Below are 12,781 nucleotides of genomic sequence, written 5' to 3' on the forward strand. Positions count from 1 at the left end.
ATAAGGAGTGAAACGTGACTGATTCCCTCTCCTACCTCGCCGACACCTCTCGCTACGACTCCATGGAATACCGCCGCACCGGCCGCAGCGGGCTCAAGCTGCCCGCCGTCTCGCTCGGCCTCTGGCACAACTTCGGCGACGACCGGGGCCTGGGTTCCCAGCGGGCGATCCTGCGCCGCGCCTTCGACCTGGGTGTGACCCACTTCGACCTGGCCAACAACTACGGCCCGCCGCCCGGCTCCGCCGAGCTGAACTTCGGCAAGCTCTTCCGCCAGGACTTCGCCCCGTACAGGGACGAGCTCGTCATATCCACCAAGGCCGGTTACCGGATGCACCCCGGCCCGTACGGTGAGTGGGGGTCGCGGAAGTACCTGCTGTCCTCGCTCGACGCCTCCCTGCAGCGGATGGGCCTCGACCACGTCGACATCTTCTACTCCCACCGCTTCGACCCCGCCACCCCGCTCGAGGAGACGATGGGTGCGCTCGCCTCCGCCGTGACCCGGGGCAAGGCCCTGTACGCGGGCGTGTCCTCCTACAACGCGGCACAGACCGCCGAGGCCGCGCGGATCCTCGGCGGGATGGGCGTGCCCGCCCTGATCCACCAGCCGTCCTATTCGATGGTCAACCGCTGGACGGAGGCGGACGGGCTGCTCGACACGCTGGAGACGGCCGGCATGGGCTGCATCTCCTTCGCGCCGCTCGCCCAGGGGCTGCTCACCGACAAGTACCTGACGGGCATCCCCGAGGGCTCACGCGCCAGCCAGGGCAAGTCCCTGGACCCGGACCTGCTGTCCGACGAGATGCTGCGCAGGCTGCGCGGGCTGAACGACATCGCGCGGGGCCGCGGGCAGTCCCTCGCGCAGCTGGCGCTCAACTGGGTCCTGCGCGACAGCCGGATGACCTCGGCCCTGATCGGCGCGTCGAGCGTGAAGCAGCTGGAGGAGAACGTGGCCGCGCTGGCCGCCCCGGCGCTGACCGCCGCCGAGCTGACGGAGATCGACACCTTCGCCGTGGACACCGCGAGCACCAACATCTGGGCCAACCGGCGCTGACACACAGCCGCCGTCCGCCCGGCGCGCGGGCCGCGCATCCGGAGCACGCTCCGGGCACAAAAAAACGGGCCGGTCCGTGGGGGGGGTTACGGACCGGCCCGAGGGGGGGTTTCCACCATAACCCTTCGTAAGTGATGCTGCGTGCCGCGCCACGAAATATCACTCTCCGAGTTCGGCGGACTGCGCTGCGGGCACACCCCCGGCACCCGCGGAGGCTCTAACAGGACAGGAACTGTCCTGTTGGGGTCCTAGATTCGGGCCATGACGACACGAGCCCGCAGCATGACCGTCAGCTGGTCCCGGGCGAACGCCCGGCGCCTTGAGCGGCAGTCCCTGTCCGAGAACACCTCGTCAGCCGGTCGCTCGGCCCATGACGTCACCGGCGCCGTCGCCGCGATGCTCGGGGCGCACGCGCAGGTGCTGTCCGCCGCCGAGCTCTCGGCCGGCCTCCGCGCGCCGGGGGTGACGCGGACCGATGTGCGGACGGCTCTGTGGACGGACCGGACCCTCGTCAAGACGTTCGGCCCGCGCGGCACCGTGCATCTGCTGCCGGCCGGGGAACTGCCGATGTGGACCGGGGCCCTGTCCGCCGTGCCGAGGGGCAGCAGCCCTTTCACCAAGGACGCCCGGATGACCCCGGACCAGGTCGAGGCGGTGGTGGCCGCGGTGGCCGGCGCCCTGACGGGTGCCGAGCTCACGATCGACGAACTCTCCGACGAGGTGATCGCCCGCACCGGCCCCTGGGCGGGCGATCCGGTGATGCCCGCGTTCCAGGGGATGTGGCCCCGCTGGCGCCAGGTGCTGCATCTGGCGGGCCACCGGGGTGCCCTGTGCTACGCGCCGAACCGGGGCCGGAAGGCCACGTACACCAACCCCGGGACCGTCCCGATGCCCGGCGGGGAAGCGACGGCCGCGCTCGTGCGGCGCTATCTGCGGGCGTACGGTCCCGCCACGCCGGTCCACTTCGCCCAGTGGCTCGCGGCGCCGCGCGGCTGGGCCGGGCAGCTCTTCGAGGACCTGGCCGGGGCCGGCGCGATCGAGGAGGTGACGCTCGAGGACTGCGGGACCGCGTGGGTGGCGGCGGGCGACACCCTGTTCCCGTCGGAGGCGCCGCGTGGGGTGCGGCTGCTCCCCTACTTCGACGCGTTCGCCATCGCCTCCCGGCCGCGCGAGCGGCTCTTCCCCGGCGCCGCGTACGAGCGCGCGCTGGCCGGGGGCCAGGCGGGCAACTTCCCGGTGCTGCTGGTGGACGGAACGGTTGCCGGGGTGTGGCACCAGCGCCGCTCGGGGAAGCGGATCGCGGTGACGGTGGAACCGCTGAGCCCGCTGGACGCCGGGCGGACGCGGGCGCTGGAGGAGCAGGTGGAAAAGCTGGGCGGGGTGCTGGAGGGCACCCCGGAGCTGACGGTGGGAAAGGTGACCGTGGGCGGTCACGCGTAGCGGGGATCAGCGGAGGACGAAGCGGATGGCGACCGTGTCCCCGCCGGCGATGACGAAGTCACCGTTCTCGCAGCGGATCACCGCCTCGCGCACCTCGCCGTGCTCGTCGCGCCGCTCCTGCGTGCCGGTGACCGTCCAGGCACCGCCGTACGGAGCGGGCGGCAGCCGGCTCAGGTGCTCGAACTGCCACTGGCCCGCGGGTACGCACCAGTCGGGGAGGCCGGGCCAGGCTCCGGAGGTGATGCTCAGTGTCTGGTCGGAGGCGCAGGTCAGCAGGACCGACTGCCCGTCCTCCAGGACGAACTCGACGGCTTCGGGCTCCCCCGCGCGGCCCTCGGGCCGGTAGAACAAGCCCTGGACAGAGGTGATCCGCGCGCCCGTGAGCCAGTCGGCCTTCCCGTGGCGCGGCCGGCCGGTAGGTGCGCTGATCTCCCCGCCCGGCAATTCCCTTCCCACCGACATGACCTGCTCCTTCGTTGTGCGCTCAACCACCAGGGTCGCACTACTCCGGGTAGGACGGAGGGACGGGTGATCTCGTTGCATCCAGGTCGGTGAGGCGCCGTCAGAGTAGAGGGTGCGGGGCACGTTGCGGCTTCCGCGCCTCGATCAGGAAGCGGGCGCTGTGCGCGACGAACGGCCCTTCCTCCTCGATCCTCCGGTGCAGCGAGCGTAGTTGTGGCAGGTAGGCGGCGACGGTGAACCCCGGCACCATCCAGATGACCTTGCGCAGGAAGTAGACGACGGCGCCGATGTCGAGGAACGCGATACGCAGCCGCTCGGTACGCAGGTCCGTCACCTCCAGCCCGGCAGCCTCCGCGTCGCGCCGCGTGCGCTGCGGATCCCGGGCGCCGCGCGCCTCGGAGGACAGCGGACCGAGGAAGTGCTCGATGAGCTCGAACACGCTCTCCGGGCCGACCTGCTGGGAGAAGTACGTGCCCCCGGGAGCCAGCACCCGGGCGATCTCGTCCCACCACGTCGTCACCGGGTGCCGGCTGACGACCAGGTCGAAGGCCTCGTCGCCGAAGGGCAGCGGCGGCTCGTCGGAGTCCGCGACGACGACGGCGCCGCGCGGATGGAGCAGGGCGGTCGCGCGGGCGACGTTCGGCGGCCAGGACTCCGTGGCCACGGTGAGCGGCGGCAGCACGGAGGCGGAGGCGAGGACCTCCCCTCCCCCGGTCTGGATGTCGAGCGCGGCCCGGGCCCTGGCCAGCCGGTCCGCCATGGCGGTCGCGTACCCCCACGAGGGGCGCTGCTCGGTGGCCCGTCCGTCGAGCCACGAGAAGTCCCAGCCGTCGACGGAGACGGCGTCGGCCTCCGCGACGAGGGTGTCGAAGCGCGCGTCGGAGGCGGCGGGGACGAAGGGCGCGGAGGATTCGGTCATACGGAGAGGGTGCCGGTCCGCCACGACCTGGTGCGAGCCGATATTCCGTACGTAGGTGCGCCGGGTGGGATTCAAGCGGCGAGGCCTCCGAACAGCAGACCGACCAGCGCTCCCGCGATCATGAACGGGCCGAACGGGATGCCCGTCTTGCGCCCGGCCCGCCGCGTCAGCATCAGTCCCGTCCCGTACAGCGCGCCCAGCAGGAACCCGGCGAAGCCGCCCGCGAAGACGACCGCCCAGCCGTACCAGCCGAGCGCCACGCCCAGCGAGAGGGCGAGCTTCACGTCACCGAAGCCCATGCCGTTCGGGTTGATCAGGAAGAGCAGGAAGTAGAAGCCGCCGAGCGCCACTCCACCGAGCAGGGCCGAGGTCCAGGACCCGCCGTGCTCGGGCAGCAGGGCCGCACCGCCCAGGAGCACGGCGGCCGCGCCGGCAAGGGGCAGCGTCAGCGTGTCGGGGAGCCGGTGGACGCGGCGGTCGATGACGGCGAGCAGCACGGCGAAGGGCGCCAGCAGCAGCCAGACGGCGGCCTCGGGCCGGGCCCCGGTGCCGGCGGCGAGGGCCGCGCAGGCGAGCACCGTGACGACCGGGGCGACGACGGCGGGGGCGTAGCGGCCCTGCCGGGCCGGTGCCGTGGCCCGGGGTGCCGTGCCTCCCGGGAGGGAGGGGACCGCCACGGCGCATGGCGCGCACCGGGTCGAGCCGAGCCAGCCCCGGGCGGGCCCGGTGAGCGCGTGCCCGGCCGGGCACGCGTCCCGCCAGGGCTCCTCGGGCTCGACGGCGAAGCGGTACGCGGCACGCGGGAGCAGCAGTCCGGCGGCGGCGCCCCAGAGCGCGGCGACCGCAATCAGTGTGGCGTCCACGGCTTTGACCCTAATCGGGCGCGCGCTGCGGGGTCTTGGGCCCTGGGGCCCACCGGTCGCCGTTCCGGACCCACACGCCGTCCCGGGAAGCTACCGTCGCTGCCCATGGGGACATGGCGTGATGGCAACGGCACACTGACGCTCGGGACGGGCTCCGAGGTGCGGGAGGTGCCGCTGCGCATCGCCGCCTCGTACCGGGCGCGGGCGCGTGGGCTGCTCGGTGTGGACGGCGTCGAGGGCGCGCTGCTGATCACCCCCTGCGGGAGTGTGCACACCTTCCGGATGCGGTTCGCCATCGATGTGGCGTATCTGGACCGGGGGTTCCGTGTGCTGGCGGTCCGCACCATGAAGCCCGGCCGGCTCGGCCTGCCCAGGTTCCGTGCCCGTCATGTGGTGGAGTCGGAGGCCGGGGCGATGGAGGGGTGGGGCCTGCGGCCCGGGACGCGGGTGCGGGTGTCCGTACCCGTCGTCAGGGACGTTTCGCCGCCTGCGCCGTGACGGGCCCTCTCCAGGCTGCCCGTCAGCACCGGCTCCGCACGCTGACAACCGGGCTGCCCCGGCGCGTGGGCCCGGGGGCCCGGCTCACGGCGGCCCCGGTCCCAGCAGCGTCCACGCCCCGTACGCGGCGGAGCCCAGGGCGAGCGCGGCGACGACCGCCCCCGTGCGCACCGTCGTACGCCACCCCGCCAGCGCGACGGCCGGGGGCAGTAGCAGGGGGAAGGCGGGCATCATCAGGCGCGGCCGGGAGCCGAAGTAGCCGGAGCCGATGAGCGAGATGACGACGACCGCGATGCCGTACACCAGCACGGGCGGAGGCTGCCGCTGCCGTACACACAGGAACACCAGCCACCCCAGCAGTCCCAGCGCGGCGCAGAGCCCGAGCGCGGCGGGAAGCGGGAGTCCGGCGATGAACGCGGCCAGCGCCCGGCCCCCGTCGATGCTGTTGCCCCACTGCGCCTGGACGTCGAAGTACGCGAACGGGCTGCCCTCCCGTACGGCGACGAACACCACGTAGGCCAGCCACCCCAGCGGCGCCAGGCAGACCCCCAGCAGCATCCGCGCGTTCCGGCGCAGCAGGCCGCGCCGGCGGCCCGCCCGCCACTCCCGTACGAGGACGACGGCGGCGGTGAGCGCGAGCGCGGCGACGAGGGCGGCGGCCGAGGGCCGTGTCAGCCCGGCGAGCACGCACAGCGCGCCGGCGGCGATCCAGCGGCCGCGCAGCACGGCGTACAGGGACCAGGCGGCGAACGCGGTGAAGAGGGTCTCGGTGTACGCCATCGACTGCACGAACGCCGTCGGGTACGCGCCCCACAGCGCGGCCAGCACCACCCCGGCCCGCCGCCCGTACAGCCGCGCGCCGACGGCGAAGATGCCCCAGGCCGCGAGGAGCCCCGCCGACCAGGCGACGGCGATTCCGGCGCCCTGCACGGTGAACGGGGTGACCGTGGCGAGGCCGCGCTCCAGGGCCGGCAGCAGCGGGAAGAAGGCCAGGTCGGGGTGGGCGCCGCCGTCGGGCAGGGTGACGGTGTGGCCGTAGCCGTTCTCGGCGATCCGCTGGTACCAGACGGAGTCCCAGCGCCCGCCGAGCAGATGCAGGGCGTCCTTCCCCGCGACCGACGCCGACACCCAGAAGACGAGGAGTCCGACGGCCCTGACCGCCGCGTAGGCGCCCAGCGCGGGGGCGGCGGCGGTGAGCAGGGCCAGGGTGCGGTGCCGGGTGCTGCGGGATTCGGGCCGCACCGGGCGGGAGCGGGTCTGTTGGTCGGGCATACGGCCGATTATGGGCCCGGCGCCGCGCGGGTCACCGGACCGGGCCTGCCGTGACACCCGGCCCGGCACCGTGGGGGGTGCGCCGGGACGGGCGTCGATCACCTGCACCGGTGACGCTATGGGCCTGGCGGCTGCCCGTCATGGGCCCAGGGGCCCAAAGACCGGACATGATCAGTCGTCCCAGGACAGCTTCACCGAGCGGCGGTACCACCACCAGCCACGTTCGTCGGCCGCCGAACCCGACCCGGTGAGACGCCCGCGCCCCGCACCGTCTCGCGTGCCGGACCCGGCGCAGGGTGCGCGGCACGTCGTGCGAGGGTTTCGAGCGTCCGTACGACCCGTACGGACGACGCGCCCCGTACGGGCGGGCCCGTGACAGTTCGGAAGAAGGGCGACAGCGGATGACGGCCGGTTCATCGGTACCGACGGCGGAGGAACACACGGAGCAGCCTCCGTCGGGCGCGCCCTCGCCCCGGCCACGGCTGGTCCGCGACCTCTCGCTGTCCGCCGTACTCGCCGGCGTCGTCGCGGTCGTCGTCTCCTACTCCGGGCCGCTGGTCATCGTGCTCGCCGCCGCCCGCGCCGGGCACCTGGACGCCGGGCAGACCGGTTCGTGGATCTGGGCGATCTCGATCGGCAGCGGGCTGACCTGCATCGCCCTCAGCCTGCGCACCCGCATGCCGGTCATCACGGCCTGGTCCACCCCCGGCGCCGCGCTCCTGGTCACCAGCATCGGCTCGTACGCGTACGGCGAGGTCATCGGCGCCTTCGTGGTGTCCGGCCTCGTGATCGCCCTGATCGGGGTGACCGGGATCTTCGGGCGGCTGATGCGGCTCGTGCCCGGCGCGGTCGTCTCCGCCATGCTCGCGGGCATCCTCTTCTCGTTCGGCGCCGATGTGTTCACGTCGCTGGAGCACACCCCGGTCATCGCCGGATCGGTGCTCCTGGCCTACCTGCTGGGCAAGCGGTGGCTCCCCCGCTACGCCGTCCTCCTGGCCCTGGTCGCCGGTGTGGCGTGCAGCGCCGCGAGCTCGGAACTGCACGTCAGGCTGGGCCATGTCGGCCTGGTGCAGCCGGTGTTCACCACACCCGCCTTCTCCGTGGCGTCACTGATCGGCATCGCGGTCCCGCTGACCCTGGCGACGCTCGCCTCCCAGAACGCACCCGGGGTCGGCGTGCTCTCCGCGTCCGGCTACCGCCCCGACGACCGCCTCCTCGTCGGCTCCACCGGCCTGGTCTCGGCCGCGCTCGCCCCCTTCGGCTCGCACGCGGTGAACCTCGCGGCCATCACCGCCGCGATCTGCACGGGCCCCGAGGCCCACCGCGACCCCCGGCGCCGTTACGTCGCCGGGGTGGCGTGCGGCGCGGTGTACCTGGTGGTCGGCGCGTTCGGCTCGACCCTCGTGGCGTTCTTCGCGGGCCTGCCGAAGGAGCTGGTCGCGGCCCTGGCCGGCGTCGCCCTCCTCGGCGCGCTGTCCGGCGGGCTGACGGGCGCCGTGCGGGAGGAGAAGGACCGGGAGGCCGCGCTCATCACCTTCCTGGCCACGGCCTCCGGGGTGACCCTGTTCGGCATCGGTTCGGCGTTCTGGGGCCTGGTGTTCGGGGTCGCCGCGCACGTCCTGCTCAACGGCCGGCTCCGCCGCCGGTCCGCTTCCGCACCGGCTGACGCCACGGAGCCGACGCACGGGCGGTGAGCCGGGCGCCCTGCCGCCGGGCCGGGTCCGCCGGGCCGGGCCCTCCGTCCCGACCGGCGTGCGAAGGACCGCAGTTGGGCCCGTCTTTGGGGCCGGGGGCCCAGGCCACACACGATTCCCAGCCGTACATTTCAGCCCGGAGACAACCGGGCGGGTGCAGGCGAGAGGGTGGACCGTGAGCGGTGGCAGCGACTGGGGAGGCGGAGTCCCGGGCCACATACCGCCGGGCGGCGGGGGCGGCCGGCTCCTTCCCCTGAGCCGTAGTTGGGCGGCCGGCGCCCTCGTCTACGTCGTCGCCGGGTTCCTCATGACGCGGGCGCTCGTCGAGACCCTCGCCACCGAGGAACGGCTCGATCTGTTCGGCTGGCGACTGGCCCTGCTGCATCTGCCCGGCGTCCTCGTGACCGTGCTGACGGTCCTGGCGGCCACCCGCACCCTCCCGGGCCGGCACCGGGACTCCCGTCTCCTGTACCTCCTCGGCGCGCTCGCGGTCCCCGTCGCCGGGCTGGCGTACGGCTATGCCGTGGCGTGGGACGTCGTGGGTACCGAGGGCCTCCTCATGCCGGCCGTCGTCATGGTCACCGGCGCCGCCGTCGGGCTGGCCCTGGACCGCCTCTTCGAGGGCCGTGGCACGGCTCCCGCGCCCCTGCCGAGGTACACCCGCTCGTACGACTGGCGTGAGGGCGGCGCCACGGCGACCGAGTACCTCGGCGTCGTCGTCCTGGTGGTCGCGCTCGTCGGCGCGCTCGCCCTGGCCGGTGTCGGAGGCCGGATCGGCGAGCGTCTCCGCTGCGCCGTCAGCACGCTCACCGGGGACGGCGGCGGCTGCAGGGCAGGTGGGGACGGCACGGCGGAACCGAAGACCGACGCCGACTACGAGCCCAAGCTCTGCCAGATCTCCCGCGTCTCCGACACCGCCGGCGGCAAGGTCAAGATCGGCTGGTTCGAATGGGGCGAGGAGTACGGCTTCCAGCAGAAGGTCTCCCAGGCCGACACCGATGTGAACGAGGACGGCAAGGTCGACGAGAACGACACGCTCGTCCACATGACGTTCACCGACGCCGCCTCCGCGGGCGTCAACGCCAGCACCCCCGGCGCCAAGCTCGGCAGTCTGGGCAAGGCGGACGTCGACATCGGCGGCGGCATCAAGATCACCAACGGTGACACCTGGGTCTTCAGGAGCGAGGCCGACGCCCGGAAGATGCGGGACGACATCGAGGAGATGAAGATGTGGGAAACCTCGATGAAGCACAGCGGCGGCTACGGCGGCGGCTGGTACTCCGGCATGAAGTGGGCCGACAAGAAGGAGGACGTCGAGAAGAAGATCGGCGACAAGAAGATCTCCTACTCGACCATCGGCCTCAATCCGTACGCGGACGGCGGCCTCTCCGTCAAAGCGGACGACGAGACCAGGTTGGGCGCCAAGCTGGGCGGCAAGGCCAAGTTCTCGCCGGACGTGACGATCACCAAGGACGACGTCAACGGCAACGAGTCGTACACCTACACCGCCAAGCTGGAGATCGAGGGCAAGGTGAGCGGCACCGCCGGACCGCTGGGCGGCACCGCCGGCGCCAAGGACAGCCGCACCGGGGCCCTCACCGTCACCCGCGACCAGAAGACCGGGAAGATCGTCCGGATCGACATGACGCAGACGGTGGAGAAGACCTCGACGTCCGACAAGGGCGAGGCCGGCGGCGACAACGGCAAGAAGGGCAAGGACAAGCGCGGCGGCAAGGGCGGCATCACCGACTCCTCCGGGGACACCGGCGTCGAGGTGCGGACGAACTCGATCGTCTTCGGCAAGGAGACCGACAAGATCACCGAGTCCAAGCGCTCCCTCGCCGAGGAGTGGCTCGACGGCTCCGGCGACAACACGGCCCCGTTCGCGTACATGTTCGGCGACCATTCGCTGCAGAAAAAGCCCGCCGGAACCGACCCCTTCGAGCAGTTGATGTTCCAGGACGGCCTGTCCAGCACGATGCGGTACCACGGCGAGAGCGACGCCCTGGAGTTCGGCTTCGAGGTCTCGCTGGGTATGAGCCTCGGCTTCTCGGTCTCCGACGAGCACAAGGAGGAGACACTGACGGACGCGCAGTTCCTCGGAGCTCCGCGGGGTGACAGCCGCACGTACCTCCCGTACAGCTACTGCGCGCGGTGAACACACACAGGGAAGAGACGATGACGTTGACGAAGTCCAGAGCGCTCGGCGCGGCCGTCGCCGCCTTCCTCGGGCTGACCGCGCTCAGCGGCTGCGGTGGCACGGACGCCGCCACGGTCCCGGACGGCTGGGGCACGCTCGACACGAAGAGCGTGTCGGTCGGCTACCCCGAGGACGAGGGGTACACCCCGCAGCCGGCCGCCGAGCGCGGCAAGGCCAACGCGGCGGTCGCGCTCAAGGAGGAGAAGGGGCTGCGCACCGGCATGGTGTCCGTCCAGCTGGACTTCGCCACCGGTGTCGGCGACGCCGGTGAGGCCGCCGCCGCGGCGGGCGCCGGGATCGGGCTCGGAACCACCCGCAAGGACACCCAGGACGTGCTCCTCGCTGGTGAGGCGAGCGCCCGGGAGGCACGCAGGATCGACTATGAGTTCACGTCGACGGGCGAGGAGTCGACCCCGGCGGAGGGAACGCGGATGACGGGCGTCGTGGTGGCCGGTGTCGACTCGAAGGACGTACCGTTCGCCATCCGGATCAACGCGGTGAAGGGCGCGCTGAGTCCGGCGGACCTCGACGCGTTCGTCGGGTCCATCACCGTCAGGTAACCCGCTCCGGAGCCTCGTTCATGGACGTGCTGGGGCCCGCTTCAGAGGTACTGCTGGAACCAGAGCCCGGCGAGGCTCGCGGTGAGAAGCCCCGCGCCGTAGCACAGGCCGCGTACGAAGTGGCCTGCCGCCGCCCGGCGCTGGGAGTGGACCCATCCCCGTATGCGGCCTGTCCGGGTACGGGGCGGCCGGTGCGTGGGTATGGCCGTGAGCGGGGTCGTGGGCGGGGTCGTGGGCATGGGCGTGGTCACGCGGTGCATGTCGGTCCTCCGGGCATGAAGAAGGGAGCCCTCCGGGGCGAGTCGGCGCCCGGGGGGCTCCCTTCGGTCTGGTGCGGGGGTCAGCGGCTCGTGAAGTCGCGCAGGTGATCGGCCAGTCGGCGGTCCGGGCGGCTCAGTATCGGGCTGCTGCCCTCCCCCGCGAGCCGGTCCACCTCCATCTCCAGCAGCCCGGTTGGGGGCGTGCTGGCGTCCGAGCCGTTCTTCCGTACATAGGTGGCGACCGTCTCCAGGCACTCCAGGAGGAGGTCGTCGATGCTTTCGGCATCGGGGCGGGAGTCGGTGACCTCGTGCCGCCAGTGCGCGGCCTCACGGCTCTCCCCGAGGGAGAGGTGATGCAGGTGCAGGCAGTACGCGGAGACCCGGTGCCCGGCTCCGGCCGAGAGCTGCCACCAGAACTGGGCGCTCTGCGGGTGTCCCGTCAGACGCAGGAGACAGGCGAAGACGGCGGCGCCTTCGACGTCGAACGTGGTCTCCGGCAGCGGAACGGCGAGCTTGTCGATGTGCCCCGCCGCGCCGGGCGCGTTGATCATCCACCGGCAGACCGTGCTCAGCCGGTGGCCCGCCTGCGCGGCCCTGGCGGTGTCGGTCGCCGGCGCGGACCGGCCCACGTCGGCGGCCAGCCGGCGCAGCGCGGCACCTACGTCGAATCCCGCGGGGTCTGTGACGGTGACGCGTGCCCGTTCCAGGGCACCGTCAATCGTGGCACTGGTCGCTGCGGTCACTGTCTTCCCTCGTCTCCCTGCTTGGCCCGGGTGCGTACGGGCAGGCCCAGATTTCTCCCCAGGCGCTCCTTCGCCCTGCGGCAGTGGTAGTTCACGGTGCGGTCGTCCAGGCTCATGAAGCGTGCGATCCGGTTGGTCGGGTAGCCCAGGAGGTAGCGCAGAACGACCACCGTGTACTGCCGGACCGGCAGTTCCGAAATCGCTTCGTACAGACCGATGCGGCTCTCGACGAGTTCGAGTTCACCCCGCAGCACCCGCAGGTCCCGTTCGATCTGCCCGTTGATGATGTAGGCCGGATCCCGGCCCTCCCGCGCCAGACGCCGGGTGACGTGGCGGTGCAGCACCGCGAGTGTGCGTCGCTCCAGCTCGTCCTCCTGGAGCAGCCCGTCCCAGACGGCGTGGATCTCCAGAAAGACCTCGTGGACGATGCTTTCGGCTGCGAGCCTCGTGCCGCAGTGGATCTCGGCGTACGCGTGGAAGAACTGCTGGTGACTGAGGACGAACGCCTCGAAGTCCAGCGGCAGCGCGAGCGGTTCGTCCACATCGTGGCTGCTGCTGTCCGCGGTTCTCCCGCTCTCGCGGACGTGGTCATCGCGCATGGGGACCTCCGGCACGCGGCGCTCTGGTGGGCACAGCACTCTTCACGGGATTCCTCTTCGTTGAGGGGCACCGACTCCCGGTGCCTGCGGCCCGGTTGGGTTCTGGTCCCCACTCAAGCGAATCCGGGCCCACAGGACTCATTCGCAGTCAGAAAAAATTACCGGAAGTGCTCGTTCAGCCACCACGTGCGTGATTCACAGCCGGCACAGGTCGCTTCG

General features: G+C 72.2%; 13 protein-coding genes. 6 read left to right on the forward strand and 7 right to left on the reverse strand.

Translation table 11 applies throughout. The features are described from left to right. Nucleotides 1-14: 14 nt before the first annotated feature. Nucleotides 15-1,052 (forward strand): L-glyceraldehyde 3-phosphate reductase, encoded by a 1,038-nt coding sequence (mgrA, locus tag ACFYQ5_RS13545; RefSeq protein ID WP_389197129.1) that lies wholly within the window; start codon nt 15-17, stop codon nt 1,050-1,052. 261 nt (nt 1,053-1,313) lie between these two features. Next, nucleotides 1,314-2,492: a winged helix DNA-binding domain-containing protein gene (locus ACFYQ5_RS13550; RefSeq protein WP_389197131.1), complete on the forward strand. Its 1,179-nt coding sequence runs from the start codon at nt 1,314-1,316 to the stop codon at nt 2,490-2,492. 6 nt (nt 2,493-2,498) lie between these two features. On the opposite strand, the gene ACFYQ5_RS13555 is transcribed toward ACFYQ5_RS13550, so the two are convergent. The 3 genes from ACFYQ5_RS13555 to ACFYQ5_RS13565 all read right to left on the reverse strand — a co-directional run bounded on the left by ACFYQ5_RS13555 (nt 2,499) and on the right by ACFYQ5_RS13565 (nt 4,736). Further along, entirely contained in the window at nt 2,499-2,954 is a 456-nt protein-coding gene (locus ACFYQ5_RS13555) for a hypothetical protein (RefSeq protein ID WP_389197133.1), read from the reverse strand. A gap of 100 nt (nt 2,955-3,054) precedes the next feature. Beyond that, a complete protein-coding gene (locus ACFYQ5_RS13560) occupies nt 3,055-3,873 on the reverse strand; it encodes a class I SAM-dependent methyltransferase (RefSeq protein ID WP_389197135.1) in 819 nt (272 codons plus the stop codon). Nucleotides 3,874-3,944: 71 nt separating this feature from the next. Beyond that, the gene (locus ACFYQ5_RS13565) at nt 3,945-4,736 is read right to left on the reverse strand and encodes a prepilin peptidase (RefSeq protein ID WP_389197137.1); all 792 of its coding nucleotides are present in this window, start codon (nt 4,734-4,736) and stop codon (nt 3,945-3,947) included. A 105-nt stretch (nt 4,737-4,841) separates the two neighbouring features. Between ACFYQ5_RS13565 and ACFYQ5_RS13570 the strand changes: the two genes are divergently transcribed. Continuing rightward, a complete protein-coding gene (locus ACFYQ5_RS13570; RefSeq protein ID WP_389197139.1) occupies nt 4,842-5,234 on the forward strand; it encodes a DUF192 domain-containing protein in 393 nt (130 codons plus the stop codon). A gap of 84 nt (nt 5,235-5,318) precedes the next feature. Here ACFYQ5_RS13570 and ACFYQ5_RS13575 read toward each other — a convergent pair whose 3' ends face one another. Further along, the gene (locus ACFYQ5_RS13575) at nt 5,319-6,506 is read right to left on the reverse strand and encodes a hypothetical protein (protein WP_389197141.1); all 1,188 of its coding nucleotides are present in this window, start codon (nt 6,504-6,506) and stop codon (nt 5,319-5,321) included. A gap of 401 nt (nt 6,507-6,907) precedes the next feature. Between ACFYQ5_RS13575 and ACFYQ5_RS13580 the strand changes: the two genes are divergently transcribed. The 3 genes from ACFYQ5_RS13580 to ACFYQ5_RS13590 all read left to right on the forward strand — a co-directional run bounded on the left by ACFYQ5_RS13580 (nt 6,908) and on the right by ACFYQ5_RS13590 (nt 10,960). Beyond that, nucleotides 6,908-8,200, forward strand: a complete 1,293-nt coding sequence (locus ACFYQ5_RS13580) for a benzoate/H(+) symporter BenE family transporter (protein ID WP_389197143.1) — start codon at nt 6,908-6,910, stop codon at nt 8,198-8,200. Between the two features lie 175 nt (nt 8,201-8,375). Then, complete coding sequence (locus tag ACFYQ5_RS13585) at nt 8,376-10,358, forward strand: hypothetical protein (RefSeq protein WP_389197145.1); 1,983 nt, start codon at nt 8,376-8,378, stop codon at nt 10,356-10,358. 20 nt (nt 10,359-10,378) lie between these two features. Then, nucleotides 10,379-10,960 carry a hypothetical protein gene (locus ACFYQ5_RS13590; RefSeq protein WP_389197147.1) on the forward strand — a complete coding sequence of 194 codons (582 nt, stop codon included), beginning with the start codon at nt 10,379-10,381 and terminating at the stop codon, nt 10,958-10,960. A gap of 41 nt (nt 10,961-11,001) precedes the next feature. On the opposite strand, the gene ACFYQ5_RS13595 is transcribed toward ACFYQ5_RS13590, so the two are convergent. The 3 genes from ACFYQ5_RS13595 to ACFYQ5_RS13605 all read right to left on the reverse strand — a co-directional run bounded on the left by ACFYQ5_RS13595 (nt 11,002) and on the right by ACFYQ5_RS13605 (nt 12,562). Next, a complete protein-coding gene (locus ACFYQ5_RS13595) occupies nt 11,002-11,211 on the reverse strand; it encodes a hypothetical protein (RefSeq protein WP_389197149.1) in 210 nt (69 codons plus the stop codon). An 89-nt stretch (nt 11,212-11,300) separates the two neighbouring features. Further along, entirely contained in the window at nt 11,301-11,963 is a 663-nt protein-coding gene (locus ACFYQ5_RS13600) for a hypothetical protein (protein WP_389197150.1), read from the reverse strand. Beyond that, the gene (locus ACFYQ5_RS13605) at nt 11,960-12,562 is read right to left on the reverse strand and encodes a sigma-70 family RNA polymerase sigma factor (protein WP_389197152.1); all 603 of its coding nucleotides are present in this window, start codon (nt 12,560-12,562) and stop codon (nt 11,960-11,962) included. Before ACFYQ5_RS13605 ends, ACFYQ5_RS13600 begins: the two co-directional genes overlap by 4 nt. Nucleotides 12,563-12,781: the final 219 nt, after the last annotated feature.

The sequence above is a fragment of the Streptomyces sp. NPDC005794 genome, from assembly GCF_042871445.1.
In the GTDB taxonomy this organism is placed as follows: Bacteria; Actinomycetota; Actinomycetes; order Streptomycetales; family Streptomycetaceae; genus Streptomyces.

Excerpts from the sequence above, each read along its gene's own strand:
- ACFYQ5_RS13570 (WP_389197139.1), top strand. The coding sequence starts at position 4,842 with ATGGGGACATGGCGTGATGGCAACGGCACACTGACGCTCGGGACGGGC.
- ACFYQ5_RS13550 (WP_389197131.1), top strand. The coding sequence starts at position 1,314 with ATGACGACACGAGCCCGCAGCATGACCGTCAGCTGGTCCCGGGCGAAC.
- ACFYQ5_RS13590 (WP_389197147.1), top strand. The coding sequence starts at position 10,379 with ATGACGTTGACGAAGTCCAGAGCGCTCGGCGCGGCCGTCGCCGCCTTC.
- ACFYQ5_RS13555 (WP_389197133.1), bottom strand. The coding sequence starts at position 2,954 with ATGTCGGTGGGAAGGGAATTGCCGGGCGGGGAGATCAGCGCACCTACC.
- ACFYQ5_RS13605 (WP_389197152.1), bottom strand. The coding sequence starts at position 12,562 with ATGCGCGATGACCACGTCCGCGAGAGCGGGAGAACCGCGGACAGCAGC.
- ACFYQ5_RS13575 (WP_389197141.1), bottom strand. The coding sequence starts at position 6,506 with ATGCCCGACCAACAGACCCGCTCCCGCCCGGTGCGGCCCGAATCCCGC.
- ACFYQ5_RS13560 (WP_389197135.1), bottom strand. The coding sequence starts at position 3,873 with ATGACCGAATCCTCCGCGCCCTTCGTCCCCGCCGCCTCCGACGCGCGC.
- ACFYQ5_RS13580 (WP_389197143.1), top strand. The coding sequence starts at position 6,908 with ATGACGGCCGGTTCATCGGTACCGACGGCGGAGGAACACACGGAGCAG.